Origin of the sequence: Aquimarina mytili (assembly GCF_016735115.1) — a bacterium.
Classification (GTDB): domain Bacteria; phylum Bacteroidota; class Bacteroidia; order Flavobacteriales; family Flavobacteriaceae; genus Aquimarina; species Aquimarina mytili.
In genome coordinates this window covers 192,848-219,180 of the sequence record NZ_JAERQJ010000001.1, presented here as the reverse complement: position 1 = coordinate 219,180, position 26,333 = coordinate 192,848, and the positions used below count along the sequence as shown (strand labels likewise).

Sequence of the window (26,333 nt, the reverse complement as noted above, 5' to 3'; positions counted from 1 at the left end):
ATTTTCATAAAGGAGGGTAACATTTTCTTAGATGCCCACATTAAGGCTAATAAACACACATAAATCAGTCTTAAAATGAAACAGAAATTATTAAATTGGAAGAATCTTCTATACTTCCATAACTTTTTTATAAAAAGCGTATATAAAAAAGAAGGCGAGTTTGGTATTATAATTCCTTTATCAAGAAAAATGCTGCTATTGGCATTTCTTGTTTTCTCATTTCAAACCTACTCACAAAAGCTAATCTTACCCGGCAACGATAACCCCAACGACTATCTAACCAATCCTTCGCTAGCCGGGTTTAATGATTATTCTAATCAAGAATTGGTAGACCTCTATACAGGAATGGTGAATATAAACATTCCTATATACACCGTACAAAACAATGATCTTCAAGTTCCGATATCCTTAAGCTATAGAAAAGATGGTATTCTGGTTGATGAAAAAGCAAGTGACGTTGGGCTTGGTTGGGGTTTAAACACTGTTGGGTATATCAAAAGACAGGTAAAAGGTAATCCTGACGAGGATATTTACGGAACTAATGATCGTGGAGATAAAATTCGTATCAACTATGGCAGGTTTAATAATTTAAAATTTAGGCCCTTAGTTTTTGGTGATGTTATCGATGACTTCATCATAGATGATTATGTAACAATGGTTAAAAACAGGAATTACAATGATAATAATTGTATCCCCAGTAAAGAATTTAGTCATTTGAAGGTTTTGAGCTCCGTTCCTTCAAGATCGGGTAGTTCATATCCCGAAATAGAATATCATTTTCAAAGAATGATGGATACACAACCCGATATTTTTTACTATAAAACACCTACAGCATCAGGGTCATTTGTTTTAAACCGAAATGGGAATCCGGTTATTATTTCAGGAAATACAGATGTAGTCATTTCACCTGCTATAGGTCCAGAAGCTGATCCCATAAATCCAGAATGGGTTATTACTACTCCCAATGGGATTTCATATGCTTTCCCTCATACAGATGAATATACCGAAACTACCGAAAATTATATGCTTCACCCCTCTATAGGAGCTGTTGCTGGCCCAAAAGAAACGAAAGAACAGTTTATGAGCAGACCAAACTATAGACAATGGCAGCGCAACTCTAATCTTAAAAACCCACGAGATAAAAATCATTTGATTAATACCTGGTACCCTTCAAAGATCAACTCTTTACGATTTAAATCAGAAATTGTGCTTACCTACAAAGATCAAGGGCCAATTGAAGAGTTCAAAACTACTGAACAGCGCATGCATTATATTAAAACTTTTAAAGATCAATATGATGAACTTGAGAGAAGCCTTCCTAATTACTGTGATGGACCAGAAAGACCTTATAGCAGAACTACTTCTTTTGTTAGTCAACCTACGGGTACATTATATGACTTTTATGCCAATACAAATGACTCTTATTGGATTCCGAATTTAAGCATTATTAAAAATCCTAAATACATTAGCAAAATTTCTTTTGGTTCAGGCAGTGTTAACTTTAAGTATAAAAACAGTGATCGATCTGATCTTCCGGGAAATCATGCATTAGACCAAATTGTTATAACCAACAATGACAATCATGTTATTAAAAAATTCGGATTTAGGTATGATTACTTTATAGCATTTCCTTATCAAAACTTACAAAAAAGCTCAAGACTTAAACTACTTAGTTTTTCTGAAATTGCTACTACCGGTAATGAAAAAAAACAGCATAGGTTTGAATATCATGAACATATCAAGTTACCTTCTTATGAATCTAATCAACAAGATTACTGGGGATATTTTAATGCCAACACAGCTAACACCTTAATTCCTACTAGTCGTAGAGAAGGAATAAATTATCCGGGAGCTAATCGAGAACCCGATGAAAACCGCATGAAAGCGGCTATGCTAAAAAAGATTATATATCCTACAGGAGGGTATAGCGAGATCGAATATGAGATAAATACATATAAAGATAAAGACTTACGACTAGAACATAATATAGGTGGTTTGAGAATTAAAAAAACGATTACTGCTACATCCAGTATAGATTCAAAAAAAATAATCAAAAATTATACTTATGGAAGGCCTGGTGCTTCATCTGGCAGCAGTGTTAATTTTGTAGATCGCAACTGGTATCATAACTTTCAAAGAGATGCATATTTGACATCTTTTGATTATGACAACAAATTTATTGAACGCTACTTTTATATCAGAAAAAGTGCCCAACCTATTTATCCTCTGCTTAAAACTAAAGGCGGTTGGGTAGGTTATCAAGAAGTAACGGTTAACATACCCGGCTTAGGCAAAAGTGTATATCAATTTACAAATCCACAAGATAATCCAGATGGACAAGGACAACGATTTTTATCTCCCTTTAGGTCTGAAAGTGCTTTTGATCCTCATCACGATATAATACATATATCTAAAGATCCATTGCGCGGGTTACTAAAAGAAAAGACAGATTATGATGAGAATGGCAGAATAATTAGAGCTGAATACATAGACTACGAAGAAAACCCACGATATCATAATCAAATTGAGCAAAACATTTTAACAATCGAAAACGAGTTTCTTGTAAATACTACAAGAATATGGCATCCTGATTTACAAAATCTTGTTCCACCATTTCCTCATCAAACGGCCAAATTCTATAATGTGGGTCAGGTTCAAAGTTATTTCCCCTTTATAAAAAAGCGTACGATTAAAACATTTGGTTCTGATACACCTGATCATATGCTTAACGAAGTTACGTATCAAAAAAATAGTGCTTCACATATGCAAACTACCCGAGTGATATCAGAGGGCAGTGATAGAAAAAAAAGAGAAACTTTAGCCTATTACCCAGGAGATACGTTCCCAACAGATAATCTACTGCCATCAGAGAGAAGTGCAATTTTTCGTTTAAAAGAACAAAATCGCATCCAACCTGTTTTTATCGAAAATCGAAAAGAAGATAATGTCATTGGAGTGACAAGAAATGTATATGATGAAAGATCGCCCGGGTCTGTTAGAATCAAAAAAATTCAACGCGGAATAAACAAAGATCATTTAGAAGATCAAAGTGTATTTCGTTACAATAGTACCGGAAATGTTAGAGAAACCTATAGATTTAAAGACACTCCTAAAGCCGTATATATATGGGGGTATAATGACCAACTCCCTATTGTTAAAATTGAAGGAAAATTATCTTATAAAGAAATAGAAGCTCGTTTCTTGGCTGAACATGGGAAACGATTATTTTTCTTAAAAGACATATCTAACAAACCTTCTGATAACCATATACTTGAAGATTGGTTAGATAAATTTCGTACTACTATTCAAACTTATGACAATACATGTCATATAACCACATATCTACATAAACCATTAATAGGAATCACAAGTATTAAAGATCCTAAAGGCAATCTGGTATCCTATGAGTATGATCTATTTAATCGATTAAAAGAAACCAAGGACTCTGAAGGAAATCTAATCACGAAAAGTGAATATCACTTTAACATATCAAATAACGAATAGCAAATGAAAAATTTTTTCTTATTCTTGGTGTTTTTGCCCGTATTAGTCTTTGGGCAGACCCAAACAGAAAACTATATAAAAACTACAACGTATCATGTAGCAACTACTGACGGTAATGTTCAATCAGATGATAAAATAGAAGAAGTAACCTATCATGATGGATTAGGCAGAGTTTCTCAGCAAGTACTTGTGCGCGCAGGTGGCAATCACCAAGATGTTATTACTCCGTATGTTTATGATGCATATGGCAACAATCCTAAGGCGTATTTGCCGTATAGTTCTTCAGAAACTCAACTTGGGTTAATATACTCGAATCCAATTGACGATAATTTAAGTTTTTATAATACCGAAAAATATGAGCAAACATTAAATCCATATAATGAAACTATCTATGAAGCTTCACCATTACAGAGAGTTCTAGAAGAAGCAGCTCCCGGAAGCAGTTGGAAATATGATCCTAATCAAGTATCACTTAAAACAATCACAAGGGACAGAATAGTTTATGATGATCTCAATATACCCTTAGGTTTAAATGATATTTGTACTACTAGTTCTGGTGGTGGTAGTGGTTTTATTAAAATTGAAAACAACATTTTACATTTTAAGTTTGATGCCGGATGGGCCTCAAGTGGTGATATCAAATTAGGCCGCATCAAACAAATTAATTCCTCTCCTGCATCATTACCAGATACAGAACTTGGTACAATCATACGTATTAGTCAAGGGTTTAGGAGATTAACCGTTAGAGCAAGAATACGTAATAATTACTTAGAGTTTTATCGTACAGATAATCGTGGTTCTTTAAAAGCAGAGAGGTTATCTGTAGATCTGAATATTAATTTACCTGTCATAAAAGGTAGGCAGGACTATGCAAAAAGAATTTCAAAAAACCATACAATTAGGCACGAATATGCTTTTAACACCCAGAACGAAGTAGCTTTATTCGAGGTAAAATTTGATAGTGGAGATAAAGAAAAACCTAGTCTTATACGTAATGGATATTACCATGTAGATAAGCTATATAAAAATATCACTTACAACGAAAATTGGCAGCCCGAACAAGAGTTTGACAAAGATAACACCTCAGAAGAGTTCATAGATATGAACGATAGGCTTATCTTAAAGCGGACGTATAACAAAAACATCCCTCATGACACCTATTATGTATATAATGACTATGATAATTTAAGCTATGTAATTCCGCCAAAAGTCACAATTGAAAACGGAATTAACCAGGGTAAACTCGCCGAACTCTGTTATCAATACAAATATGATACAAGAAATCGTTTAGTTGAGAAAAAGGTGCCTGGCAAAAAAGATTGGGAGTACATTGTATATGATCGTCTTGACCGCCCTGTTCTTATGCAAGATCCTAAACAACGTAGACAAGTTCCAAAAGAATGGACATTTACTAAATACGATATATTTGGCAGGGTTGCTTATACAGGGATTTTAGGTGATGATAGAAACCGCAAAACCATGCAATCGTTTTATGATAACAGTACAGCCCCTGTATTCGAAGAACGTGTAACCAGCCCACTTAATTTAGGCGGAACTGGTTTTAAACTCTATTATAGCAACAATGCAGAGCCAAAGAACATTTATAACTTAATGACCATTAGTTATTATGATGATTACAATTTTGACTTAGCTGGTGGTGTGAAACCAAACCAAGTGTACGGAGAATCTATAAAGACAGACGTCAAAACTTTATCTACAGGGAGCAAAATCCGTGTATTAGGAACCAATAAATGGATTACTTCAGTAAATTATTATGATAAAAAGGCGCGCTTAGTCTATGGATATAATTATAATGAATATTTAGGCACAACCAATATCACAAGTAACAAATTAGATTTTACCGGTAAAGTACTAGAAAGCACAACGAGCCACAAACGTTTTGAATCCAAGCCAATTATAACCAAAGATAAGTTTACCTACGATCACGCACATCGGTTATTAATCCAAAAACAAACCATTAATGATCAACCCGAAGAACTGATTACCAGTAATACCTACGATGAATTAGGAATCCTTGTTAAAAAGACTGTTGGAGGTAGTACAAAAAAATACACTAATGCAGTTAATGTAGAAATAAATGAGCAAGGAGAAATTAGAAAAAACTATACCGTAGAAACCTGGAATGCCGGTACAGTGAGCAAAAATCAAATAGCTGGCGATGGAAAAGTATCATTTAGCGCACTACAAAACAATCAAGCCGTAATGGTTGGCCTATCCTATAAAAATGTGAATAATCATTACAATACGATAGATTATGCTATGTACTTACGGTCTGATGGTAAAATAGGTGTTTATGAAAAAGGTAAAAGTAAGGGCACATTCGAAAGCTATTCTACTACAGATATCTTGAGTATCGAACGAAAAGGAAGTCAAATTTATTATCAAAAAAATGGAATAACATTTTATCCTTCAACTGTAGCTAGCACTGGATCCCTAATGGGAGATGTATGTATGTACAATAATCGAAGTGGTATTAAAGATTTTAAGGTTACCGGAGAGCTAAAAGAAGGCTTACAAACTGTAGATTACACCTATAATGTAAGAGGTTGGCTAAAGCAAATTAATAATCCAAATCAGGAGTTAAGAGATGATCTGTTTGCCTTTGGTATTAATTACAATACCTCTAATAATGGAAACACTCCATTATATAATGGTAATATCTCACAAACGTTATGGAGAACTGCCAGCGACAATATCAAAAGACAATATTCATATACCTATGATGCTTTAAACAGAATTACCAAAGGAATTCACAACACAGGTCAATATAACTTAAGTACCGTATCGTATGATAAAAATGGGAACATCCTTGGATTGACACGTAGCGGTTGGCAAAACTCTAATAATTATGCTGCTATGGATAATCTATTATACACTTATGATCAAGGCAATAAGCTTGTAAAAGTTACCGATAGTGGTAATAAGACCTACGGTTTTAAAGACGGTACTAATACCGGTAATGATTATGCCTATGATGTTAATGGAAATATGACAGTAGATAACAATAAAGGTATTACCAATATTACCTATAATCATTTAAACTTACCTACTAAGGTTACCATTAATGGAAAATCTATAAAGTATACTTATAGCGCAGATGGTATAAAATTAACTAAATCGGTTGATGGTAAATTCACCCATTATGATAGGGGTTATATTTATGAAGGACCAGATTTACAATTCTTTACTCAGCCTGAAGGGTATGTAGAACCCAATACCAATGGTGGATTTGATTATATATACCAATACAAAGACCATATAGATAATATTCGTTTAAGCTATAGTGATACCAATAAAGATGGTATCGTTACTAAAGATGAAATACGTAAAGAAAATAATTATTATCCTTTTGGATTAAAGCACAAAGGATATAATGAGGTGATACGAGGTAGAAATCATAAATACGGTTTTGGCGGTAAAGAAGAGCAGGATGAACTAGGCTTAGACTGGATTGACATTACAGCACGTAATTATGACCCGGCCCTAGGGCGATGGATGAATTTAGATCCTCTAGCAGAACTTATGCAAAGTCATTCTCCATATAACTATGCATTTAACAACCCTGTATATTTTATAGATCCTGATGGAATGTTTCCGTTTCCATTATTTGATTTCTTTTTTCATGATATATTTATTGAATCAATAGGGTTTACCATAGATAAAATAACCGAAAAAATTTCTAGTCGACAAACTATCAGAGAAACTATTTATGCTCAACCCAACAATCCAAGGTCAAGATTCAATCAGTTACTTGGTGATATGACGATTACAGGTAATCCTAAAAATGGTATTGGGAATAAAATAGAAGTTATTACCACAACATATACAGAAACATTAGCAACGGTACATCTGAAATGGGATGAAGAGGGAAATTTACTTTCACAAGAGGTTCTTACTAATACTACTGAGACGGTTACAAAAATATCGGCAGGTGTAACAGACAAATATGGAGGCCATGCCGGAGGTTTTGGCCCAGATCCAAACACCAAGCCTATAATAACAGAGAATTCAAAAATAAGTAGTACTCTTAATTCGTATGTTAAAGATGCTATTAACTATAGAGTTACCGATAAAAATCACGAATCAATAACAAATAGAAATGAATATAAAGGACCAACTACAGGTGAGGCTGTTGGAACAGCATTAGGTTTAATTAGTATAGCGACAGGCGGACCTTGGGCCGCTGGAATAGCTTATGCAACAGAAATAAGTTTAGGAGCTAGTAGTCTTGGTATAATTGCTGGTTTTGCTATAAAAGATAGGTCTTCAGACAGTTGTAATCGTTGTGAAAAACAATTTCGCCTTAAACAGAAAATTGATTGATCGAAAAACTGATAGCTCGGATTTAATGTTGTAATCTATTCTTATCCCAAAATTAACCCAGCTACAATTACACATCCGTGTAGCTGGGTTTTTATATACAATTTCCTTTATGAAGGGTAACATTTCTTTAACCAAACACATTAATCACGTAAACAACTCATAAATAATATATAGAAATCATGAAAACCCGATAGCTCGGATTTGCAATCCGAGCTTATCATTACTAAAACATAAAAGATCATGAAAATCAATACAGAAAACCACGTAATTAAATTAACGAAAGAAGAACTTCTTACAATATATGGAGGAGATCATACACAAACCACATCTACAAATTTTGCTACTAGCAGAGTTATCTCTATGGTAACGGGTGATGTAGCAAATACATAAAGATCACATTTTAGGGTAAGATATAACTCAAAATGAAACAAGAATAATGAAAGCTGGTTTGTGAGAGTTCTAGTTTTCATACGTAAGGGAAAAGTCATTACACATAGTGTATGGCTTTTTTTCATGTATAGAATATGTGTAAATCAAAAAACTAATCATTAAAAGGGTAACATTTCTTTCGTAACGTACATTAAGCTTAAATAACTAAAAATCGACACTATGAGGCTTACTCTGCAAACAAGCTTATTTGCATTATTCTTTTTATGTACATCTATTACATTTAGTCAAAACTATACTGTAAAAGACAGCATCACTGTATTTACTGATAGTGTCTTTAGCATCCTAGAAAATAAAAACTTATACCGAGATAAAATCGATTGGTCCACCTACAAAAAAGAATTTCAAAATAAAGTTTCAGCTCATAAAACATTAAAAGATGCGCTGCTACAATATCGTAAACTATTTGTAGACTTAGGAGATAAGCATACCTCTATACAACTTGGCGATTTTGATGTAAGAAATCCATATGCCGGGGTTTATACTGGAGAAGAATTTAGCCCTGGATTAATGGCGAGATACCAACAAGGTAATTTTGAATTTGAGTGTAAAGTACTCGACAATCAATATGGCTACCTCTTTATTCCGGGAAACTCTCTACCCAGTGGAGAAAACTTAGAAGCTATTGCCCAACCGATGTATGACGCCATAGCAAATTTAGCAGAGAATAATACCATAAAAGGGTGGATTATCGACCTTAGATTTAATACCGGAGGAAATATGTGGCCCATGGTAGCAGGATTATACGAATTGCTCGGCGAAGGCCATTTTGGCGGTTGGAACATCGAAAATCGCATTCAAAAGTGTTATCTTAAAGATGGAAAAGCATTCGAAACAGATAAGGTAATCGTTGAAATAGATAGGACATCAAAACTTGATCTTAGTAAAGAAAAAGTGGCTATCATTACCGGTGTTCTTACAGGAAGCTCTGGAGAAGTAGTAGCTATAGCTTTCAAAGGTAGGGAAAATACCATTTTTATAGGAGAACCAAGTGCCGGTTACACTACCACCAATAATACATATCGTATGCCATTTGGAGGTTTTTTCAACAATGCCGAAGGTTATGATGTTGATCGAAATGGAGTCGAATACGATAAAATTATTCCCGATATACCCGTTGTAAAATCAGATAATTTTAAAAACTTAATGGAAGACAAAAATATCCTTGAAGCGATTAAAAATATCAAATCGTTATAAAATTTATACGTATAGGGGGTAATATTTTTTGCTTTTTAAGAACATGAAATAAAAATTATAAAATAAAAAAACATGAAATTTCAAAAAATTGGAGTACTCGTTGTAGTTGCATATATATTAGTACTTCTTTATGCGTGCAGCTCTGATATTAACGAAGGTTTACCTGAAGCAGCAGAAGTGATGACCACAAAACCGACCAGACCTTCTATCTCAGAAATGACGTTTACCACTACTGTCGATTCAAACAATCCCAACGCCCATGAAGATGCATCATTAGGTAATACCAGCGGCGATCTTGATCAATAATATGAACTATTAAGGGTTCATAAATCTTATTTTTGATTAACAAAAACAGCTACAGCTTATAAACTGTAGCTCTTTTTTTGCAATAAAATAAAAAAACATGGGTAACATTTCTGCAATAGCATACATTAAAGACATATTACGTTATCAAGTATTAATTAAAAACAAAAAAAAGTCATGTTAAAGAAAGTTTTAGAGCTAAAAAATGTTACTGTATTAGAAAAAGCAGCTCAACAATCTATTAATGGAGGAGGAATACAATCCTGTGTAAGAAGACACCAAAGACTAATTATTAGAACTCAAGAAACAGAACCTTTTGATAAAGAACAAAGGAGTATAGTAATCAATGGAATAATTGAGGACGCTAAAAAATGTTATACCAAAACTAATGTTTTCTAAAATGGAAGTATATCAATTCTAGCTTCATTTGAGCAGAAGGGGTTGAAGTCATAGGCATTTTGCTTATGGCTTTTTTATTTAACTCATATTTGAAATTTGTAATCAGTGGGTAAGATTTCGGCTTTTCCAGAACACTATGATAGATCAATATCCATTAGATCCAATGGGCGGAAACCGAAAAGCCTTTAATAGAGTAGGCATCATACAAAACAATACATCATGAAAAAATCTGAAAATTCAAAACTCTCTTTACGCAAAGTTTCAATCACAAAACTAGACAATATGAATACCATAAAAGGTGGAAATCATATCCATGAAACAGGTACGCATTTCATACAAGAGAATAGTATAACAATACTTACTGCTACTTCCCGATATTAAAAAAAAAGAACATATCGGTTATACCTATAATCTAATAGTGTCAGATAACTTGTATTTGTAATCCAAGCGTATCACAAATACAAAAACAGCTACAAGTGCAAACTTGTAGTTGTTTTTTTAGTTCCTGAAAAACAAGGTAACATGTATTGTGGTTAAGACATTAATAATTGATTATTTACATTTATACAATGAAAAACCAACAAATGAAAACAAACAAATTTATCTTGGGGTTACTTTTTACCTTAGTGGCACTTAGTACCCAAGCGCAAGAAAAAAATATCCAATTTGGACTTAAAGCGGGAGCAAATTACGCCCAATATTTTCCTGATATAGAGACTAGAGATATTACCTTATTAGAATACAAAAAAAAGTTTGGGTTCTACATCGGGGGGTTCGCTAAGATCAATCTTTCTGAAAAATTTAAACTTCAACCTGAATTATTGTTCGCAATTCAGGGTTCTAAGACTTTAAATGAAGGTATCGAGATATTTATCCCACAAAATCAAGTACTTATAGTTGGGGATTTTAGAACCAATATTAGTGAGACAACACTTCTCGCACCTATCGTCTTACAGTATTATGCTACCGGTAATTTTTACCTAGAAGCGGGTCCACAATTAGGGTTTATTATAGATACTAAAGAAAAGGTAAAAGAAGACCCATTTAATCAAATTAATAACCAAACTTTTGATCTGGATTATGATACATTCGATGTAGGCTTAACTGCCGGTGCTGGATATAAGCTAACGGAACATTTTGGGGTTAATGCACGATATTTCTTTAGTCTTACAGAAAGAAATAGTGTCATTAAATCTTCTATTTTTAATCTAGGCATAGAATACCAACTATAGAATATAAAGGATCCAGATAGCTCGGATTATAAATCCGAACATAACATAAACATAAAAACAGTTACAGGTTTATATCTTTAACTGTTTTTTTATACAACATTTCTTCTGGATAAGATAATAAGTCAAATCTTAACATATCTTAAGATTATAATCACGATTAGGGAATAAATATTGATACAATTATAGAGATCAAAATGCACAACTATTTAACAACTCCCTAAATTGAACTAAGATGTTCTCATTTAAAAAAAACTCCAAAAAAACACTAATAGAAATCGATTCTTTATATAAAAAAGTCATTTCACAACTCCCTAATCCTGATCGCATCAATTATTGTGAATCATTAATGTATCGATCTAAAAACGATTTGGTGTCTACAAAATGTAGAATAAAAAGAAGAAAGCTTAAAAGGCTTATAAAAGCCACTACATATGAAATAAAAAAATTAGAAAATAATTTTAATATGTATGTATGTCTTGTAATCACTAACCTTTAAATATTATAAAAAGAATGAATTTCTATCCCAAATTCATTTTATCTTTACATGCATAACAAAATTTGCTCATGACATCTGTAGAACAAGCACTTCTTTTGGTTGATACGTATACAAAAACAACCGAAAAAACAACTGCAATTACATTATCTCAATCCTTGGGGTTTGTATTAGCAAAAGACATCCTATCTCCTATTAATATGCCTCCATTTAGACAATCGGCAATGGATGGGTATGCTTTGGGTTCTATAGAAGAGAAAACTTTTTCTCTAGTTGGCGAAGTCCAGGCAGGAGATGATCAAAATCCAAATATTATAAAAGGAGAAGCCATTCGAATTTTTACAGGAGCCCCTGTACCTTCTGGTGCCAAGGCTGTAGTTATGCAGGAAAAAGTAACCATCGAGGGTCGCAATATCGTATTGGATGAATTCTCTACACCAGATTCAAATATACGGCCCGAAGGTGAGCAGATAAAAAAAGGAGAAATTGCACTAACTAAAGGAACTGCAATTACACCTGCGGGGATTGGATATCTGGCTACTTTAGGGATTACTCATGTCGAAGTGTATCAAAAACCATCTATTGCTATTATCGCAACCGGAAATGAATTAATTCCTCCAGGTCAAGATTTAAAACACGGGCAGATTTATGAAAGTAATTCTGTAATGTTATCCGCCGCACTTCAGGCATCAGGTTTTACCGATATAGAATGCCATAAAGTAGAAGACAATTATGAAGCTACCCGATCGCTTTTACAAAGGGTAATAGAGCAATATGACGTAGTACTTATTTCGGGAGGAATATCGGTTGGAGATTATGATTTTGTGGGTAAAGCACTTCAAGATCTCAAAGTAGAAGAAGTTTTCTATAAGGTAAAACAAAAACCAGGTAAGCCCCTTTATTTTGCGAAAAAAAATAATACTACCATTTTTGCTTTGCCTGGTAATCCTGCTTCTTCATTAAGTTGTTTCTATATTTATGCACTACCGACCCTAAATAAAATTTCTGGTCTTGCTGCCTATAAATTAAAACAGAGCACACGCATTTCTAATTCTACATATTCGAAAAAAGGCCAAAGAAGTGAGTTTTTAAAAGCTATTGTTAAAGATCAACAAGTAACCATTCTTGATGGGCAAGCATCATCTATGCTTAGGTCTTTTGCATTATCTAATGCCTTGGTATATCTTCCTGAAGAAACTTCAGAAATAAAAGTTGGCGACCCAATTCAGGTTATTGATTTGCCATAAAAACCTCAAAAAATGATTATTATCATGAAAAAAACACCCTTCATGATTTTTATTTGCTAAAATTTAGATAAAGAGAAAGATCCTGTAAAAAAATCGTTATATCTTTAAAAACCAAACGCTATATAAAAGCTATGGATTATAAGATAAAAAGCAGGATTTGGATAGAGTCTGAACAAGGCGTTTTTTTAGGTGAAGGAAGAGTGCGCTTATTAAAAGCCATTGCAGATACCGGATCATTGAGTAAGGCCGCTAGCACTCTAGATATGTCTTATAAAAAGGCCTGGAACCTGTTAAATAGTATGAACAAAACGGCTCAAGAACCTTTGGTAATTACCTCTACCGGTGGAAAAGGTGGCGGCGGTGCAAATCTGACAATTTATGGTGAAAAAGTGATCAAAACCTTTGATACCATTAATCAAAAATGTTGGGAATTTTTAGACAATGAGTTAAAGCAAATAACGCTATAAAGGGCTTCTTATTTTTTAAAATGAATGTAGATAAAAACATAACCGGAATCATACTTGCTGGAGGTAAAAGTTCTAGAATGGGCAGTGACAAAGGACTTCTATTTCTGGATAATAAGCCGTTCTTACAGCACATTATTGATGCTCTTACACCTCTGGTCCAAGAGATTATACTCGTAAGCAATAATCCCGATCATGATGTATTTAAAGTAAAAAGAGTACAGGATATAATACCAGAATCTGGACCTATATCGGGTATACATACTGGCTTAACTCATTCTAAAACCGAAAACAATTTGGTTTTAAGTTGTGATGTACCCTTAATCACAACTCCCCTGCTTAAAAAATTACTACTCCATGAAAAGGAAGATTATGATATCATTCAATTTGAGGCTGAAAGAAAAACCATTCCGTTAATCGCTTTGTACAAAAAACAATGCTTATCAAAATGTTTTGAACTGCTTTCCAGCAATGAAAAACGCTTAAGAAAATTAGTATTAGCACTCAACGCTAAAACAATTCCTGTTTCACAAGACGAATATACGCTGGTAAAAAATATTAACACCATTGAAGATTTAAATACAATCACAAATGCAATTGACTATTAAATATTTTGGAATGCTAGTAGAAGCTACTTCAATTTCAGAAGAACAATTACAAATTGATAGTTGCTCGGTGTCTGAATTGGTAGAAAAATTAATACATCAACATCCAAAATTGAACAAAAAGGATTTTAAAGTAGCTATTGATCAACAATTAGTAGATCGTAGTCATGTCATTAATACCAATGCAGAAATTGCATTATTACCACCCTTTGCGGGAGGATAATCGAAAATGAAATGAAATCAAACAATCGATATAACAGACAAATAATACTGCCAGAAATAGGAGAATCAGGACAGCAAAAACTTAATGCATCCAAGGTATTGGTTATTGGAGCAGGTGGTTTAGGGTGTCCCATATTACAATATCTTGCAGCAGCCGGAATTGGCACTATTGGTATTATTGATTTTGACCTGGTAGACACATCTAACCTGCACCGCCAAATACTTTATGGAGATAGTGGTGTTGGAAAAAACAAAGCACTTGCAGCCAAGAGTCGCCTTGAAGACCTTAATCCTACTATAAATATTAACGCCTATCCCGAAAAATTAACGACAAAAAATGCAATATCACTTTTTTCGCAATATGACATTATAGTCGATGGTAGCGATAATTTTTCTACTCGATATTTGGTTAATGATGCTTGTGTAATCGCAGGTAAACCCCTGGTGTATGGCGCTATTTTTAAATACGAAGGCCAGGTTTCTGTCTTTAATTATGAAAACGGGCCTACCTATAGATGCTTATTTCCTGAACCTCCCAAGGCAGGAAGTATTCCCTCTTGTGCCGAGATTGGGGTGTTGGGAGTATTACCAGGAATTATAGGAAGTATGCAGGCCAACGAGGTACTGAAAATAATTCTAAACCTTGGCGATGTGCTTAAAGGAAAGTTATTAATGTATGATAGTTTAACCACTCAATCTTCAACTTTTTCTATCGGTAGAGTTGCTTCTGAAATATCAAAAGTATTGGCCACAGCGAAAGATTTTGAAACTATGGATTATGACCTTTTCTGCGGAATTCAAAACATAAAAGAGATATCACCTGAAACTGCTTTTCAGATACTAAATAAAGTACAATGTATTGATGTTCGCGAAGCTCATGAACAACCAAAAATCGATACACTAAATCCCATTTGTATTCCTTTACATACAATTAAGGAACAGCTACATTCTTTTGATAAAACACAAGAAACTATCGTTTTTTGCCAATCTGGTATTCGAAGCAAAAAAGCGGTAGAAATCCTCATAGAGAATGGATTTGAAAATGTATCTCATATAAAAGGAGGCGCGGTTGCCTTAAATGAAATTATACCAGACCTCATAGGGCATAAAAACCTGTAAGCTCAATAAAAACAAATTATGGAAAAAAAGAAACTAAAAAATGTATTTGTAGAAGGTGCAATTTCGTCAGAATTTATAGGAAATTCTATTGCCAAGCATCAAACAAAAACGAGTATTGGAGCACACAATATCTTTTTAGGACAAGTGCGTGCCGATGAAATTGAAGGGAAAATTATTACGGCTATTGATTACACCGCTTATGAAGAGATGGCAAACCAAAAATTTCATGAAATTAGAGAAGCTACATTCGAAAAATTTGATCTTACCTGTATGCATATTTATCATAGTTTAGGAAAGGTAAATGCCGGAGAAATTTGCTTATTTGTTTTTGTGTCTTCACCTAGAAGAAGAGTGGTTTTTGAAGCCCTGGAATATGTTGTTGAGGCTATCAAAGCAGATGTTCCTGTTTTCGGGAAAGAAGTTTTTGAAGATCAGACACATCAATGGAAACAAAATACTTAAGAAAATACCAATCTGTCATTCCGGCGTAGGCCGGAATCCAAGTATGAATACGATATATGTACTATGGATCCCAGTCTTCACTGGGATGACAAACACAAAAACATAAAAAAGTGTAACTATAATTATGGTAGACATCACACATAAAACATCCACATTAAGAATTGCCACGGCACAAGCAGTTGTAAAAGTAAGCAAACCTGAAACTATCGATGCCATTCAAAATGGTACCGTACCCAAAGGAGACGTGTTTGCTATGAGCAAAGCCGCAGGGTTACTTGGTGTAAAAAAGACTCCGGATCTGCTACCAGACTGTCATCCTTTACCTATTGAATATACCGGGATTGACTATTCTATAAACGGCCTGGAGATTACCGTTTTGGTTACTATAAAAACGATTTATAAAACTGGTGTTGAAGTCGAAGCCATGCATGGTGCTAGCATAGTTGCTTTAAATATGTACGACATGCTAAAACCCATTGATAAAGGAGTAGAAATCCATCATATTAAACTACTCGATAAAAAAGGAGGGAAATCAGATTATAAAGATAAATTTAGAAGAGATCTTAAGGCTTCAGTAATTGTATGCTCTGATACCATTTCTGAAGGGAAAAAAGAGGATAAAGCCGGTAAAGCTATTATAGCAGCATTGGAAAACAGCGAAGTTGATATTCTGGATTATATTATAATTCCTGATGAAATAGAAATCATTCGCGAAAAAGCAAAGCAATATCAAGAGCAAGGTGCTGACCTAATTATTTATACTGGGGGTACGGGTTTATCGCCAAGAGACGTAACTCCAGAAGCGTTACGACCTCTTTTAGACAGAACAATCCCGGGAATTGAAGAGGCCATTCGAAAATATGGACAGGATCGTATGCCCTACGCAATGTTATCAAGAAGTGTGGTAGGAACTATTAAAAACACCTTAGTGATGGCGCTGCCAGGATCGACCAATGGCGCCAAAGAATCTATGGAGTCCATTTTTCCTGAAGTACTGCATGTATTTAGAATTTTAAAAGGAGCAAGACATGACTAAATCTAACATACTTACAGATACATTTGGTAGAAAACACAACTACCTTAGGATCTCGCTTACAGAGCGATGTAATCTTCGTTGTACATATTGTATGCCTGCAGATGGAATTCAATTATCTCCCAAGGCACATATCATGACCTATGAAGAGATTTACGCTATTGCCAAAGAATTTGTGGATCATGGTGTCACAAAAATTCGTTTAACCGGCGGAGAACCTTTAGTTCGCAAAGATGCTGCTCTTATTATTGAAAAACTTGCTTCACTTCCAGTAGAACTTACACTAACCTCAAATGGAGTCATCATTGATAAGTTTATCGACCTTTTCAAGAAATGCGGTATCAAAGCGCTAAACGTAAGCTTGGACTCTTTAGATGATACAAAAAATAAAGAAATCACCAGAAGAAATTATTTTGAGAAAGTGTATCAAAATATTCTGTTATTGGTGAAAGAAGGGTTTCATGTGAAGGTAAACTGTGTTTTAATGAAGGGATTCAATGATAATGAGATTATTGATTTCATTAATTTAAGTAAGAACTTCCCCTTGCATGTGCGTTTCATAGAATTTATGCCTTTTGATGGCAATCAATGGAATATGGATAAACTTGTTTCTTTACAAGAAATACTTTCTCAAGTTAATGCTAACTTCGAAAAAGATCGTATCGTAAAACTTAAAGATGCTCCTAACGATACTACAAAAAGTTATCAGATTAAAGACTACCAAGGCACTTTTGCCATTATAAGCTCTGTTACTAATCCGTTTTGTGATGGTTGCAATAGGATTCGTCTAACGGCTAACGGACAGATCAAAAATTGTTTGTTTTCTTCAAAAGAATCAGATGTACTAACTGCACTACGCAAAGGAAAATCTATATCCCCTATTATTCAAAAAACTGTTCAATCCAAATTTAAAATCCGCAATGGAATGGACACTATAGAGAAATTCAAAAAAATAGACGGGCATAATAATCGAAGTATGATTACTATTGGGGGATAAAATTGCATTATTTCACAATACAAACAGAATTCACATTCCCATGGGCATCATACTCTTTTACAGTATTATCGGGATCTAAGATCCATTTGTTATCTACGATGTACTTATAATGATATTTCCCTCCGGAAAGCATAAGAGTATCTACCCATCCACTTTTGGTTTTGGTCATTTTACTCTCATGTTCTGACCAGTTATTAAATGACCCTGTTAGAATAACTTCTTGTGCCTCTAGATTACCATTAAGTATAAACTCTTTAGGTGCTTTAATATCTATAAAGGAGTTGTATTGGTTAAACTCATTTCTCTTTTTTAAGGGGTTATCAGGATCTTCAATCCAATCCCCATCGACTATAAATTTATATTCGTATTCTCCCGGTTTTATCTTTAGAGTTATTGTCCAACAATCTTCGCTCTTGGTCATTCTAAAAAGTTCTTCGTTCCACTTATTAAAACTACCACTTAGTACTACTTTTCTGGCCTCAGTATAGCCATTAAGTGTAAATGTTATATTTCCTTCTTCATCAGGATAAGCCGTGTACATTTTTAGATTATAGGCTTGTAATGCATGTCCATTCTTAAAAGCTCTAACTGCATTACCATATTCTTTGGCAGGTTCTGCCCAATAGGCATTGTTTATTACAAATTTGAATTCCCAAGAAAATTCATCTGTAAAATCACTTAGTTTTTTTCTTAATTCATATCGGTTCTCATCAATTTTGGTCATGTTCCAGTTATTCTTTGACCAATTATTGAACTCCCCCGCTACTACAACTCTTTTTATATCCAGATCGTCAAAATCAAATACATTACTAAAATTATCTGCTGTAGCAATTTTATAATCTCTCTTATCAAAGATAAAGACTAGATCATCACCTTCTATTCTATACCCTTTAAAAGACTCGGTTTGGGCATAAGAGTAACTGCTTGCAAAAGCAAGTAAAAAAAGAAAGCTATATAATATGGTTCTACTCAATTTCTTCGTATTGGGTAATCTACAAAATAAAGCTTTTCTTTTTGATAATTGATAATAGTTCTTTTTTGTTGAAAGAATTCGTATCCCAAAACACCATCCAAATCAGTTCCAAAAGCTTCATTCATCTTATTTAAATTGGTCAATATTGTATTCATAGGTCCAAAATAAACCGTTTCACTTAGCTTTACACGATACAATTTTCCTGCCATAACTTCAATCTTGTTATTACTGGCTCCTAATAATACCAATCGTTTCTTTGGATAAAAATACTTTAGTGCTTTTTTTCTTAGTCTTTTATTTATTTGATTAAACTCGGCAGCAGTATCTAATCCAAATTTTACAGGTTGATCTCCAATATATCCTTCTACAACAATAGTATGAGTTCTCAAATCAAAATTGACACTGTCAGTAATTTTCTCAGCATAGACATTCTGGTCTAATTTAACCCCTAATGTATCAACCTTGGTTAATGTAATCTGATTTAGGTGCATATCTATAAATACTTCATAATCTTTCAGAATACTATATCCTATGATCCCTAATAAATGCATTTTTTTTGCTTTCTCAATATGAGATAAATCAACGATGTCTGAAATTTGATTTTTTAGGTTAAAATTTTGCAATATAAACTCTTTTACATTTTGTTCGAATGTATCGTCCATCACAGCAATAACACCAGAAGTTTGTTTTCTTTTGGTAAAAAAATGATCTTTTTGTGGAAAATGTATTTCGTTTAACATCAATATTTCTGATCCGGTATCGATTATAAAACTACCTTTTTTACTATGAAGTTCTGCTTCAACAACAATTAAACGGTCGACAAGTTTAAACGGAATTCGGGCGGTATACTCATTAAGAATTTCAGCTTTAGGAAATATAATACCACTCTCTGATGAGAAAATCCAAGACGCACTATCATTTGCTATAATTGAAGTATTACAAATCAAATACAATACTATGAATGATAGAATCCTGCCCATGTAGAATAAGACTTTCTTCTACCTCTTTATGTTACACTTTAAAAGGCATTATCGATAATTTTAATATAAGATTAAGAAAGAGGACTCTCATTACAGTATGATAAATATCATTGTTATCCTATTGAATCTGGGCTAATTTTAAGGATACAAAAACCATTACAATGAAAAATATCCTGCTTCCGACCGATTTTTCTGATAATGCAAAGAATGCCATATTGTTTGCCATGGAATATTTTAAAAACGAACTCTGTACATTTTATCTTCTTAATGTACAGAAAGCATCTAGTTATACAACTGATGATCTTATGGCCGCTCCGGCAAATACATCTGTGCATCAATCCGTACTTAGTGAAGCAAAAAGGAAACTTAAAACCATGATTGAGGACCTTAAACTACAATATCCTAACCAAGCCTATTCGTATCATGCCATTACGGATTATGATATTTTTACCGATGCCATTAGGCAAGCCATTGCTTCTAAAAATATAGATCTAATCGTTATGGGAACCAATGGTGCCACAAGTGCTTCAGAAGTAGTTTTTGGAAGTAATACGCTTAACGTTATCCGAAAAATAGATTGCCCAGTGTTAGCAATCCCTCAAGGGTATCATTTCAAAAAACCTAAGATCGTTTTATTTACAATTGATTATAGAGACCGTTTTATTACTACTGGCATAGAGCCCTTAATGGATACGATCACTAAGTATAAATCATCATTACGTATCCTTAAAGTAAAGGAAGATGAAACAGTGACCGTAGCTGAATTTGATGACAAAAAACATATGAAAGAATTCTTTAAAGGGATCAATCATACTTTTCATTCTATAATCAATGTGCCAACAGCACTAGCCATTAATAGTTTTGTGCAAATCATGGATGTTGATATGACGGCCATGTTTGTTAAGAGAGAAACTTTTTTGGAACGATTTTTTAAAGGTTCTGAGACTTCAAAAATCAGCTATGGAACCCGAGTTCCTTTATTAATTATGCATAGCTAATACCTTGCAAAATCATTAATTCTCATGATATTTACTATTCTTCTTATTGTATATATCCTGATCGGAATTTTTATTATTGTAAAGTTACTTCTAAACGGGATTCGTCCGACTAAAACACTAGCATGGATGCTTGCCATTTTTACGATCCCGGTTGGCGGAATGCTATTGTATCTTTCCTTGGGAAGAAATCGAAGAAAGAATAAGCTTTTTGAACAAAAAAATCAGCAAATTGCCGCATACGTACAACGAACAGAAGAGAGTTATGACCCAATGCCCGCCTCAGAATACCAAGAACATCGAAGAGTTATCGATTTAATTTCGAAAAATAGTGGTTTTGCTCCAAGTTCTAACAACAAAATTACATTACTGAAAGATGGAGAAGCTACTTTTAACGCAATATTTTCTGCTCTCGAAAAAGCTGAAAAATTCATTCATTTACAGTATTATATTTTTGAAAATGGTGAATTAGCCAATCGACTTCTTCAGCTTTTCGAATCCAAAAGTAAAAAAGGGGTATCCATACGTATTCTATATGATGGTATCGGAAGTTTCTCTTTAAGCAAAAAATATATAAAAGAATTAAGAAATTGCGGATGCGAAGTGTATAGCTTTTTACCCATACAATTTGGAAAATTTTTATCCTCGATTAACTACCGAAACCATCGGAAAATTATTGTTATCGACGACAAAATAGCCTTTACTGGAGGTATAAATGTTTCAGATAAATATATCAAAGGTGATCCTTATCTAGGAATCTGGCACGACAGACATATTAAACTTGAAGGACCTATTGTAAACAGTTTACATGCTGTGTTTGCTATGGATTGGTATTCCACTACCAACGATGATCATATTTTGAGTTCAACTTACTTTATACGACATCCAAAAATTGGAAATTCTAGTGCTCAAATTGTGCATAGCGGGCCCGATTCAGATTTTTCTTCAACACAACAGGCCTATTTCTCAATCATCAACCAAGCAAGAGAATATGTGTATATTATCAATCCCTATATTATTCCGGGTGAAGGAATTTTAAAAGCGTTACAAGTTGCTGCATTAAGTGGTGTTGATGTTCGATTATTACTTTCAGACAAATCCGATAGTAAAATTGTACGATGGTGTGTTCGATCATATTTTGAAGATCTATTGAAAACAGGAGTGAGTATCTATCTTTTTCCTGAAAACTTCTTACACAGCAAAATAATTGTAGCAGACAACACCATTTCTTCTATCGGAACTACGAATATGGATATCAGAAGTTTTGAGCATAATTACGAGGTAAATGCAGTCATTTATGATGATATCTTTGCAATAGCACTGAAAAATGATTTTTTAAAGGATTGTAATAAAAGTATTCAATTGAAGTATGATACCTTTGTACAACGACCATGGCAGAATAAAATAAAAGAAGGGATTGCTAAAATATTTAGTCCAGTTTTATAACATGCATGTAATGAAAAATTCAAAAAACATAGGATTAGTTTTATCGGGCGGAGGGTTTAAAGGCGTTGCTCATATCGGTGCCATACAAGCTTTTGAAGAAGCTAATATAGTTCCTAAATATATTTCGGGCACTAGTGCTGGTGCTATTGTAGGTTCTTTGTATGCTGGTGGTTATTCTCCTGAAGAGATTAAAGATTTCTTTAAAAAAACCCCTATATTTAAATTCAACCGATTTACCAGAAAAAAAGCTGGTTTCTTAGATTCTGAAAAATTTTTAGATGATCTCAAAACCTTTTTCCCAGATAATTCTTTTGAAGCCTTACAGAAAAAACTATGTATAACCGCTACAAATCTGGTAGAAGGAACTACAAAAGTATTCGACACTGGAGAACTTATTAAACCCATATTGGCATCTGCTGCATTTCCTGGAGTTTTTACCCCTGTAATGATCGATGGAGAGTTGTATGCCGATGGCGGTATTTTGGACAATTTTCCGATACAACCATTGAAAAAAAAATGCGACTTTATTATTGGCATAGATGTATCACCAATAAAGAAACCAAAAATCACAGATTTTAAACACTCTTATAACGTTATGCAACGCGCTTATTATCTTAGAGCCATGCCCAATGCCGAAGTAAAATTTAAACAATGCGACATTGTAGTACAACCAAAAAAGTTAGTTAATCATGGTATTTTTAATAGTAGTAGCTTAGAAAAAGTATATGATATGGGATACGAGGAAGCAAAACAACAGATATCACTATTTCTAAAAAATCAAGAAAATGATTCAGGAGATAAAAAATAATTACAAAAACTTTTTTGAAGACGAACTTGTAGAGGAAATTAATGAAGTAGGCACTTTTAAAGAAATTCCAGAAGGTTTTGAGCTAATCAAACCAGGAAGTTATATAAAATCTATGCCTTTAATCCTTAATGGCGCCATAAAAATATTGAGACAAGATAATGATGGAGATGAGTTACTATTGTATTTTTTAGAAACCGGTGATACTTGTGCAATGACATTATCCTGTTGTTTGGGGCATCACAAAAGTGAAATCAAGGCAATTGCCGAAACCGATGCCAAACTTATTATGATTCCTATTGAAAAAATGGAAGAATGGACCGCAAAATATAAATCCTGGAGAAGATTCATCTTCGATAGTTATCATAAACGCTTAAATGAAGCTATTGAAACCATCGATAGTATTGCTTTTCTTAAAATGGATGAGCGATTACTAAAATATCTTAAAGATAAAACTAAGGTTAACCAAGATAAAATCATCAACAATACACATCAAGAAATTGCATATGATCTACATACCTCCAGAGTTGTTATCTCAAGGCTTCTTAAAAAATTAGAAAATGATGGAAAAGTAAAACTTAACCGAAATAATATCGAAGTAATACAGCTCTAGTGTATGTAACAAATGTTACTGTATCGCCGAATTCCTAAAATTATTTTTGGCAAAAAAATAATTGATGGAAATAACTGAAATTCTGGGTTTCTCAGGAGCATTATGTATTGGAATTGTACTTGGTTTAATTGGCGGTGGTGGTTCAATATTAACCGTTCCTGTATTTGTCTACCTTATGTATATAAATCCAATAACCGCAACGGCATACTCTTTATTTGTAGTAGGAGTTTCTGCTCTTGTAGGGACTTTTACGAATCTTAGAAAGGGTCTGGTCGATTTGCGTACAGCATTGGTTTTTGCAACCCCAGCATTAATTGCTGTGTATATTGCTAGAAAATATCTGGTTCCCGCCATACCGAATGATCTTTTTACAGTTCAAGGATTTATGATTACTAAAAATATAGGGATTATGATATTTTTTTCAGTCATTATGGTATTGGCTTCAATTTCAATGATTAAAAACAACAAAAATGATATTGAAACCAAAACTGAAAAGGTGTACAACTATCCTTTAATCTTAATTGAAGGTTTTGTAGTGGGTATTTTAACTGGGATCGTTGGCGCTGGTGGTGGTTTTTTGATCATTCCGGCATTGGTGCTGTTGGCAAAACTACCTATGAAAAAAGCGGTAGCCACTTCATTATTAATTATTGCTATTAAATCTCTTATCGGGTTTATTGGTGATATTCAAAATCTGGAAATAGAGTGGAGCTTCTTATTAATGTTTACTGCTATTTCGGTCATAGGAATTTTTATAGGAATGTTTTTATCCAACTATATTGAAGGCAAAAAATTAGAGAAAGGATTTGGATGGTTCGTTTTGATAATGGGAATTTATATCATTATTAAAGAAATAACATAAACTAAGCTTTGTAACAATTGTTACTGTTTTGAAACAATAATTGATGTATTTTTGACAAATAATTAATAAACAGATAGTATTTCTTTCTACAATTAGAGAATACGTAAAGAAGAGAACAAATGAAAATAGAACAAATATATACTGGATGCCTTGCCCAAGGAGCATATTATATAGAAAGTAAAGGTGAAGTTGCTATTGTAGACCCCTTAAGAGAAGTAAAGCCATATATAGAAAAAGCTGATGCTGATCAGGCTAAAATCAAATATATTTTTGAAACACATTTTCATGCTGATTTTGTGAGCGGTCATATTACATTGGCAAAAGAAACAGGGGCTGATATTATATTTGGGCCAGAGGCTAACCCTTCTTTTGAAGCTATTATCGCAAAAGATAATCAAGAATTTAAACTAGGAGATATTACCATCATAGCATTACACACTCCGGGTCATACGATGGAAAGCACGACTTATCTTCTAAGAGATAAAGATGGAAAAGATCATGCCATCTTCAGTGGAGATACCTTATTCTTAGGGGATGTAGGACGACCAGATCTTGCACAAAAGGCGGCACATATGACACAAGAACAACTTGCTGAAACGCTTTATGATAGTCTTCGTAATAAAATCATGCCATTGGCAGATGATATAATTGTATATCCTGCACATGGAGCGGGTTCTGCATGTGGTAAAAATATGATGAAAGAAACTGTGGATACTTTAGGCAATCAAAAAAAGATGAATTACGCGCTTCGTGCAGATATGACCAAAGAAGAGTTTGTAAAAGAGGTTACCGATGGGTTGCTCCCTCCTCCGTTATATTTTCCTCTTAATGTAAAAATGAATAAAGAAGGATATGAGGATATCGATAAAGTAATTGCACAAGGCACAAAACCATTATCGCCAGAAGATTTTGAAGCAATAGCCAATAAAACCGGAGCTATCGTTTTAGATGTAAGACACCAAAGTGAATACATAAAAGGGCATATCCCCAGATCTATATTTATAGGAATCGATGGTGGATTTGCACCGTGGGTAGGAGCTCTAATCGCAGATGTACAACAACCTATATTGCTAGTAGCGCCCAAAGGACGTGTAGAAGAAACCATCACCCGCTTATCTCGTGTAGGGTTCGATAATACTTTAGGATATTTAGACGGTGGATTCGAATCTTGGGAAACCTCGGGTAAAGAATATGATACAATAACTTCAATCCCTGCATCAGAATTTAAAGATATTGTAGCCACAAAGGAAGTTCCTGTTTTTGATGTTCGAAAGGAAAGTGAATTTGTTGCTGAACATATGGATAAAGCACATAACTCGCCTTTAGATTTTTTAAATGATTATTTAACCGAATTTCCTGATGATAAAACTTTTTATGTGCATTGTGCCGGCGGATATCGATCTGTAATTGCAGCGTCTATATTGAAAAGTCGAGGAATACACAATCTTATTGATATTGCTGGTGGATTTAAAGATATTAAAGGGGTAGGCATCCAAACTACAGACTATGTGTGTCCTACAACTTTGAAATAAAAATACTGCTATGTAACATTTGTTACTGACTACCTTTCATAAATTTAATTATTTCGCCC

The 26,333-nt window shown here is 33.8% G+C and carries 24 protein-coding genes; 22 read left to right on the top strand and 2 right to left on the bottom strand.

Translation table 11 applies throughout. The features are described 5' to 3' along the window. Positions 1 to 75 precede the first annotated feature (75 nt). The 16 genes from JJQ60_RS01100 to moaA all read left to right on the top strand — a co-directional run bounded on the left by JJQ60_RS01100 (position 76) and on the right by moaA (position 18,068). Positions 76 to 3,504, top strand: a complete 3,429-nt coding sequence (locus JJQ60_RS01100) for an RHS repeat domain-containing protein (protein WP_201916108.1) — start codon at positions 76 to 78, stop codon at positions 3,502 to 3,504. Between the two features lie 3 nt (positions 3,505 to 3,507). After that, positions 3,508 to 7,848 carry a DUF6443 domain-containing protein gene (locus JJQ60_RS01095; protein WP_201916107.1) on the top strand — a complete coding sequence of 1,447 codons (4,341 nt, stop codon included), beginning with the start codon at positions 3,508 to 3,510 and terminating at the stop codon, positions 7,846 to 7,848. Between the two features lie 240 nt (positions 7,849 to 8,088). Further along, positions 8,089 to 8,238, top strand: a complete 150-nt coding sequence (locus JJQ60_RS01090; protein WP_201916106.1) for a hypothetical protein — start codon at positions 8,089 to 8,091, stop codon at positions 8,236 to 8,238. A 219-nt stretch (positions 8,239 to 8,457) separates the two neighbouring features. Beyond that, on the top strand, positions 8,458 to 9,492 hold the full coding sequence (locus tag JJQ60_RS01085) for a S41 family peptidase (RefSeq protein ID WP_201916105.1): 1,035 nt from the start codon (positions 8,458 to 8,460) through the stop codon (positions 9,490 to 9,492). A gap of 72 nt (positions 9,493 to 9,564) precedes the next feature. Next, complete coding sequence (locus JJQ60_RS01080; protein ID WP_201916104.1) at positions 9,565 to 9,798, top strand: hypothetical protein; 234 nt, start codon at positions 9,565 to 9,567, stop codon at positions 9,796 to 9,798. 174 nt (positions 9,799 to 9,972) lie between these two features. Continuing rightward, positions 9,973 to 10,194 carry a hypothetical protein gene (locus tag JJQ60_RS01075; protein ID WP_201916103.1) on the top strand — a complete coding sequence of 74 codons (222 nt, stop codon included), beginning with the start codon at positions 9,973 to 9,975 and terminating at the stop codon, positions 10,192 to 10,194. 219 nt (positions 10,195 to 10,413) lie between these two features. Beyond that, positions 10,414 to 10,575, top strand: coding sequence for a hypothetical protein (locus JJQ60_RS01070; protein ID WP_201916102.1), 162 nt, complete (start codon positions 10,414 to 10,416; stop codon positions 10,573 to 10,575). A gap of 203 nt (positions 10,576 to 10,778) precedes the next feature. Further along, positions 10,779 to 11,426, top strand: coding sequence for a porin family protein (locus JJQ60_RS01065; protein ID WP_201916101.1), 648 nt, complete (start codon positions 10,779 to 10,781; stop codon positions 11,424 to 11,426). A gap of 564 nt (positions 11,427 to 11,990) precedes the next feature. Continuing rightward, positions 11,991 to 13,166: a molybdopterin molybdotransferase MoeA gene (locus JJQ60_RS01060; protein WP_201916100.1), complete on the top strand. Its 1,176-nt coding sequence runs from the start codon at positions 11,991 to 11,993 to the stop codon at positions 13,164 to 13,166. Positions 13,167 to 13,297: 131 nt separating this feature from the next. Beyond that, positions 13,298 to 13,633, top strand: a complete 336-nt coding sequence (locus tag JJQ60_RS01055; RefSeq protein ID WP_201916099.1) for a winged helix-turn-helix domain-containing protein — start codon at positions 13,298 to 13,300, stop codon at positions 13,631 to 13,633. A 20-nt stretch (positions 13,634 to 13,653) separates the two neighbouring features. After that, positions 13,654 to 14,238 (top strand): molybdenum cofactor guanylyltransferase, encoded by a 585-nt coding sequence (locus tag JJQ60_RS01050; protein ID WP_201916098.1) that lies wholly within the window; start codon positions 13,654 to 13,656, stop codon positions 14,236 to 14,238. Next, positions 14,222 to 14,458, top strand: coding sequence for a MoaD/ThiS family protein (locus JJQ60_RS01045; protein ID WP_201916097.1), 237 nt, complete (start codon positions 14,222 to 14,224; stop codon positions 14,456 to 14,458). The genes JJQ60_RS01050 and JJQ60_RS01045 overlap by 17 nt, the downstream gene beginning before the upstream one ends. 11 nt (positions 14,459 to 14,469) lie before the next feature. Further along, on the top strand, positions 14,470 to 15,576 hold the full coding sequence (gene moeB, locus JJQ60_RS01040) for a HesA/MoeB/ThiF family protein (protein WP_201916096.1): 1,107 nt from the start codon (positions 14,470 to 14,472) through the stop codon (positions 15,574 to 15,576). 18 nt (positions 15,577 to 15,594) lie between these two features. Next, positions 15,595 to 16,038 carry a molybdenum cofactor biosynthesis protein MoaE gene (locus JJQ60_RS01035; protein ID WP_201916095.1) on the top strand — a complete coding sequence of 148 codons (444 nt, stop codon included), beginning with the start codon at positions 15,595 to 15,597 and terminating at the stop codon, positions 16,036 to 16,038. Between the two features lie 124 nt (positions 16,039 to 16,162). Next, positions 16,163 to 17,074: a bifunctional molybdenum cofactor biosynthesis protein MoaC/MoaB gene (gene moaCB, locus JJQ60_RS01030; protein ID WP_201916094.1), complete on the top strand. Its 912-nt coding sequence runs from the start codon at positions 16,163 to 16,165 to the stop codon at positions 17,072 to 17,074. Continuing rightward, on the top strand, positions 17,067 to 18,068 hold the full coding sequence (gene moaA / locus JJQ60_RS01025; protein WP_201916093.1) for a GTP 3',8-cyclase MoaA: 1,002 nt from the start codon (positions 17,067 to 17,069) through the stop codon (positions 18,066 to 18,068). The genes moaCB and moaA overlap by 8 nt, the downstream gene beginning before the upstream one ends. Before the next feature lie 7 nt (positions 18,069 to 18,075). On the opposite strand, the gene JJQ60_RS01020 is transcribed toward moaA, so the two are convergent. Together JJQ60_RS01020 and JJQ60_RS01015 are read right to left on the bottom strand one after the other, a co-directional pair. Further along, complete coding sequence (locus tag JJQ60_RS01020) at positions 18,076 to 19,041, bottom strand: glycogen-binding domain-containing protein (protein WP_201916092.1); 966 nt, start codon at positions 19,039 to 19,041, stop codon at positions 18,076 to 18,078. Next, complete coding sequence (locus JJQ60_RS01015; protein ID WP_201916091.1) at positions 19,038 to 20,021, bottom strand: pepsin/retropepsin-like aspartic protease family protein; 984 nt, start codon at positions 20,019 to 20,021, stop codon at positions 19,038 to 19,040. The genes JJQ60_RS01020 and JJQ60_RS01015 overlap by 4 nt, the downstream gene beginning before the upstream one ends. 161 nt (positions 20,022 to 20,182) lie before the next feature. Here JJQ60_RS01015 and JJQ60_RS01010 point away from each other — a divergent pair, with 161 nt between their 5' ends. From JJQ60_RS01010 to JJQ60_RS00985, 6 genes are all read left to right on the top strand, one after another. Beyond that, positions 20,183 to 21,019, top strand: a complete 837-nt coding sequence (locus JJQ60_RS01010; protein WP_201916090.1) for a universal stress protein — start codon at positions 20,183 to 20,185, stop codon at positions 21,017 to 21,019. A gap of 24 nt (positions 21,020 to 21,043) precedes the next feature. Then, on the top strand, positions 21,044 to 22,462 hold the full coding sequence (gene cls / locus JJQ60_RS01005; protein WP_201916089.1) for a cardiolipin synthase: 1,419 nt from the start codon (positions 21,044 to 21,046) through the stop codon (positions 22,460 to 22,462). Between the two features lie 10 nt (positions 22,463 to 22,472). Next, a complete protein-coding gene (locus JJQ60_RS01000) occupies positions 22,473 to 23,270 on the top strand; it encodes a patatin-like phospholipase family protein (protein WP_201916088.1) in 798 nt (265 codons plus the stop codon). Beyond that, complete coding sequence (locus JJQ60_RS00995) at positions 23,248 to 23,880, top strand: Crp/Fnr family transcriptional regulator (RefSeq protein ID WP_201916087.1); 633 nt, start codon at positions 23,248 to 23,250, stop codon at positions 23,878 to 23,880. The genes JJQ60_RS01000 and JJQ60_RS00995 overlap by 23 nt, the downstream gene beginning before the upstream one ends. A gap of 64 nt (positions 23,881 to 23,944) precedes the next feature. Continuing rightward, complete coding sequence (locus JJQ60_RS00990) at positions 23,945 to 24,742, top strand: sulfite exporter TauE/SafE family protein (RefSeq protein WP_201916086.1); 798 nt, start codon at positions 23,945 to 23,947, stop codon at positions 24,740 to 24,742. 119 nt (positions 24,743 to 24,861) lie between these two features. Further along, the gene (locus JJQ60_RS00985; RefSeq protein WP_201916085.1) at positions 24,862 to 26,274 is read left to right on the top strand and encodes an MBL fold metallo-hydrolase; all 1,413 of its coding nucleotides are present in this window, start codon (positions 24,862 to 24,864) and stop codon (positions 26,272 to 26,274) included. Positions 26,275 to 26,333 lie beyond the last annotated feature (59 nt).

Coding starts and splice junctions, on each gene's coding strand:
- moeB (WP_201916096.1), top strand. CDS start 14,470: ATGAAATCAAACAATCGATATAACAGACAAATAATACTGCCAGAAATA.
- JJQ60_RS01085 (WP_201916105.1), top strand. CDS start 8,458: ATGAGGCTTACTCTGCAAACAAGCTTATTTGCATTATTCTTTTTATGT.
- JJQ60_RS01065 (WP_201916101.1), top strand. CDS start 10,779: ATGAAAACAAACAAATTTATCTTGGGGTTACTTTTTACCTTAGTGGCA.
- JJQ60_RS01045 (WP_201916097.1), top strand. CDS start 14,222: ATGCAATTGACTATTAAATATTTTGGAATGCTAGTAGAAGCTACTTCA.
- JJQ60_RS01035 (WP_201916095.1), top strand. CDS start 15,595: ATGGAAAAAAAGAAACTAAAAAATGTATTTGTAGAAGGTGCAATTTCG.
- cls (WP_201916089.1), top strand. CDS start 21,044: ATGATATTTACTATTCTTCTTATTGTATATATCCTGATCGGAATTTTT.
- JJQ60_RS01090 (WP_201916106.1), top strand. CDS start 8,089: ATGAAAATCAATACAGAAAACCACGTAATTAAATTAACGAAAGAAGAA.
- moaCB (WP_201916094.1), top strand. CDS start 16,163: ATGGTAGACATCACACATAAAACATCCACATTAAGAATTGCCACGGCA.
- JJQ60_RS01095 (WP_201916107.1), top strand. CDS start 3,508: ATGAAAAATTTTTTCTTATTCTTGGTGTTTTTGCCCGTATTAGTCTTT.
- JJQ60_RS01070 (WP_201916102.1), top strand. CDS start 10,414: ATGAAAAAATCTGAAAATTCAAAACTCTCTTTACGCAAAGTTTCAATC.
- JJQ60_RS01050 (WP_201916098.1), top strand. CDS start 13,654: ATGAATGTAGATAAAAACATAACCGGAATCATACTTGCTGGAGGTAAA.
- JJQ60_RS01075 (WP_201916103.1), top strand. CDS start 9,973: ATGTTAAAGAAAGTTTTAGAGCTAAAAAATGTTACTGTATTAGAAAAA.
- JJQ60_RS00990 (WP_201916086.1), top strand. CDS start 23,945: ATGGAAATAACTGAAATTCTGGGTTTCTCAGGAGCATTATGTATTGGA.
- JJQ60_RS01010 (WP_201916090.1), top strand. CDS start 20,183: ATGAAAAATATCCTGCTTCCGACCGATTTTTCTGATAATGCAAAGAAT.
- JJQ60_RS01015 (WP_201916091.1), bottom strand. CDS start 20,021: ATGGGCAGGATTCTATCATTCATAGTATTGTATTTGATTTGTAATACT.
- JJQ60_RS01100 (WP_201916108.1), top strand. CDS start 76: ATGAAACAGAAATTATTAAATTGGAAGAATCTTCTATACTTCCATAAC.
- JJQ60_RS01000 (WP_201916088.1), top strand. CDS start 22,473: ATGAAAAATTCAAAAAACATAGGATTAGTTTTATCGGGCGGAGGGTTT.
- JJQ60_RS01060 (WP_201916100.1), top strand. CDS start 11,991: ATGACATCTGTAGAACAAGCACTTCTTTTGGTTGATACGTATACAAAA.
- JJQ60_RS00995 (WP_201916087.1), top strand. CDS start 23,248: ATGATTCAGGAGATAAAAAATAATTACAAAAACTTTTTTGAAGACGAA.
- JJQ60_RS00985 (WP_201916085.1), top strand. CDS start 24,862: ATGAAAATAGAACAAATATATACTGGATGCCTTGCCCAAGGAGCATAT.
- JJQ60_RS01055 (WP_201916099.1), top strand. CDS start 13,298: ATGGATTATAAGATAAAAAGCAGGATTTGGATAGAGTCTGAACAAGGC.
- JJQ60_RS01080 (WP_201916104.1), top strand. CDS start 9,565: ATGAAATTTCAAAAAATTGGAGTACTCGTTGTAGTTGCATATATATTA.
- moaA (WP_201916093.1), top strand. CDS start 17,067: ATGACTAAATCTAACATACTTACAGATACATTTGGTAGAAAACACAAC.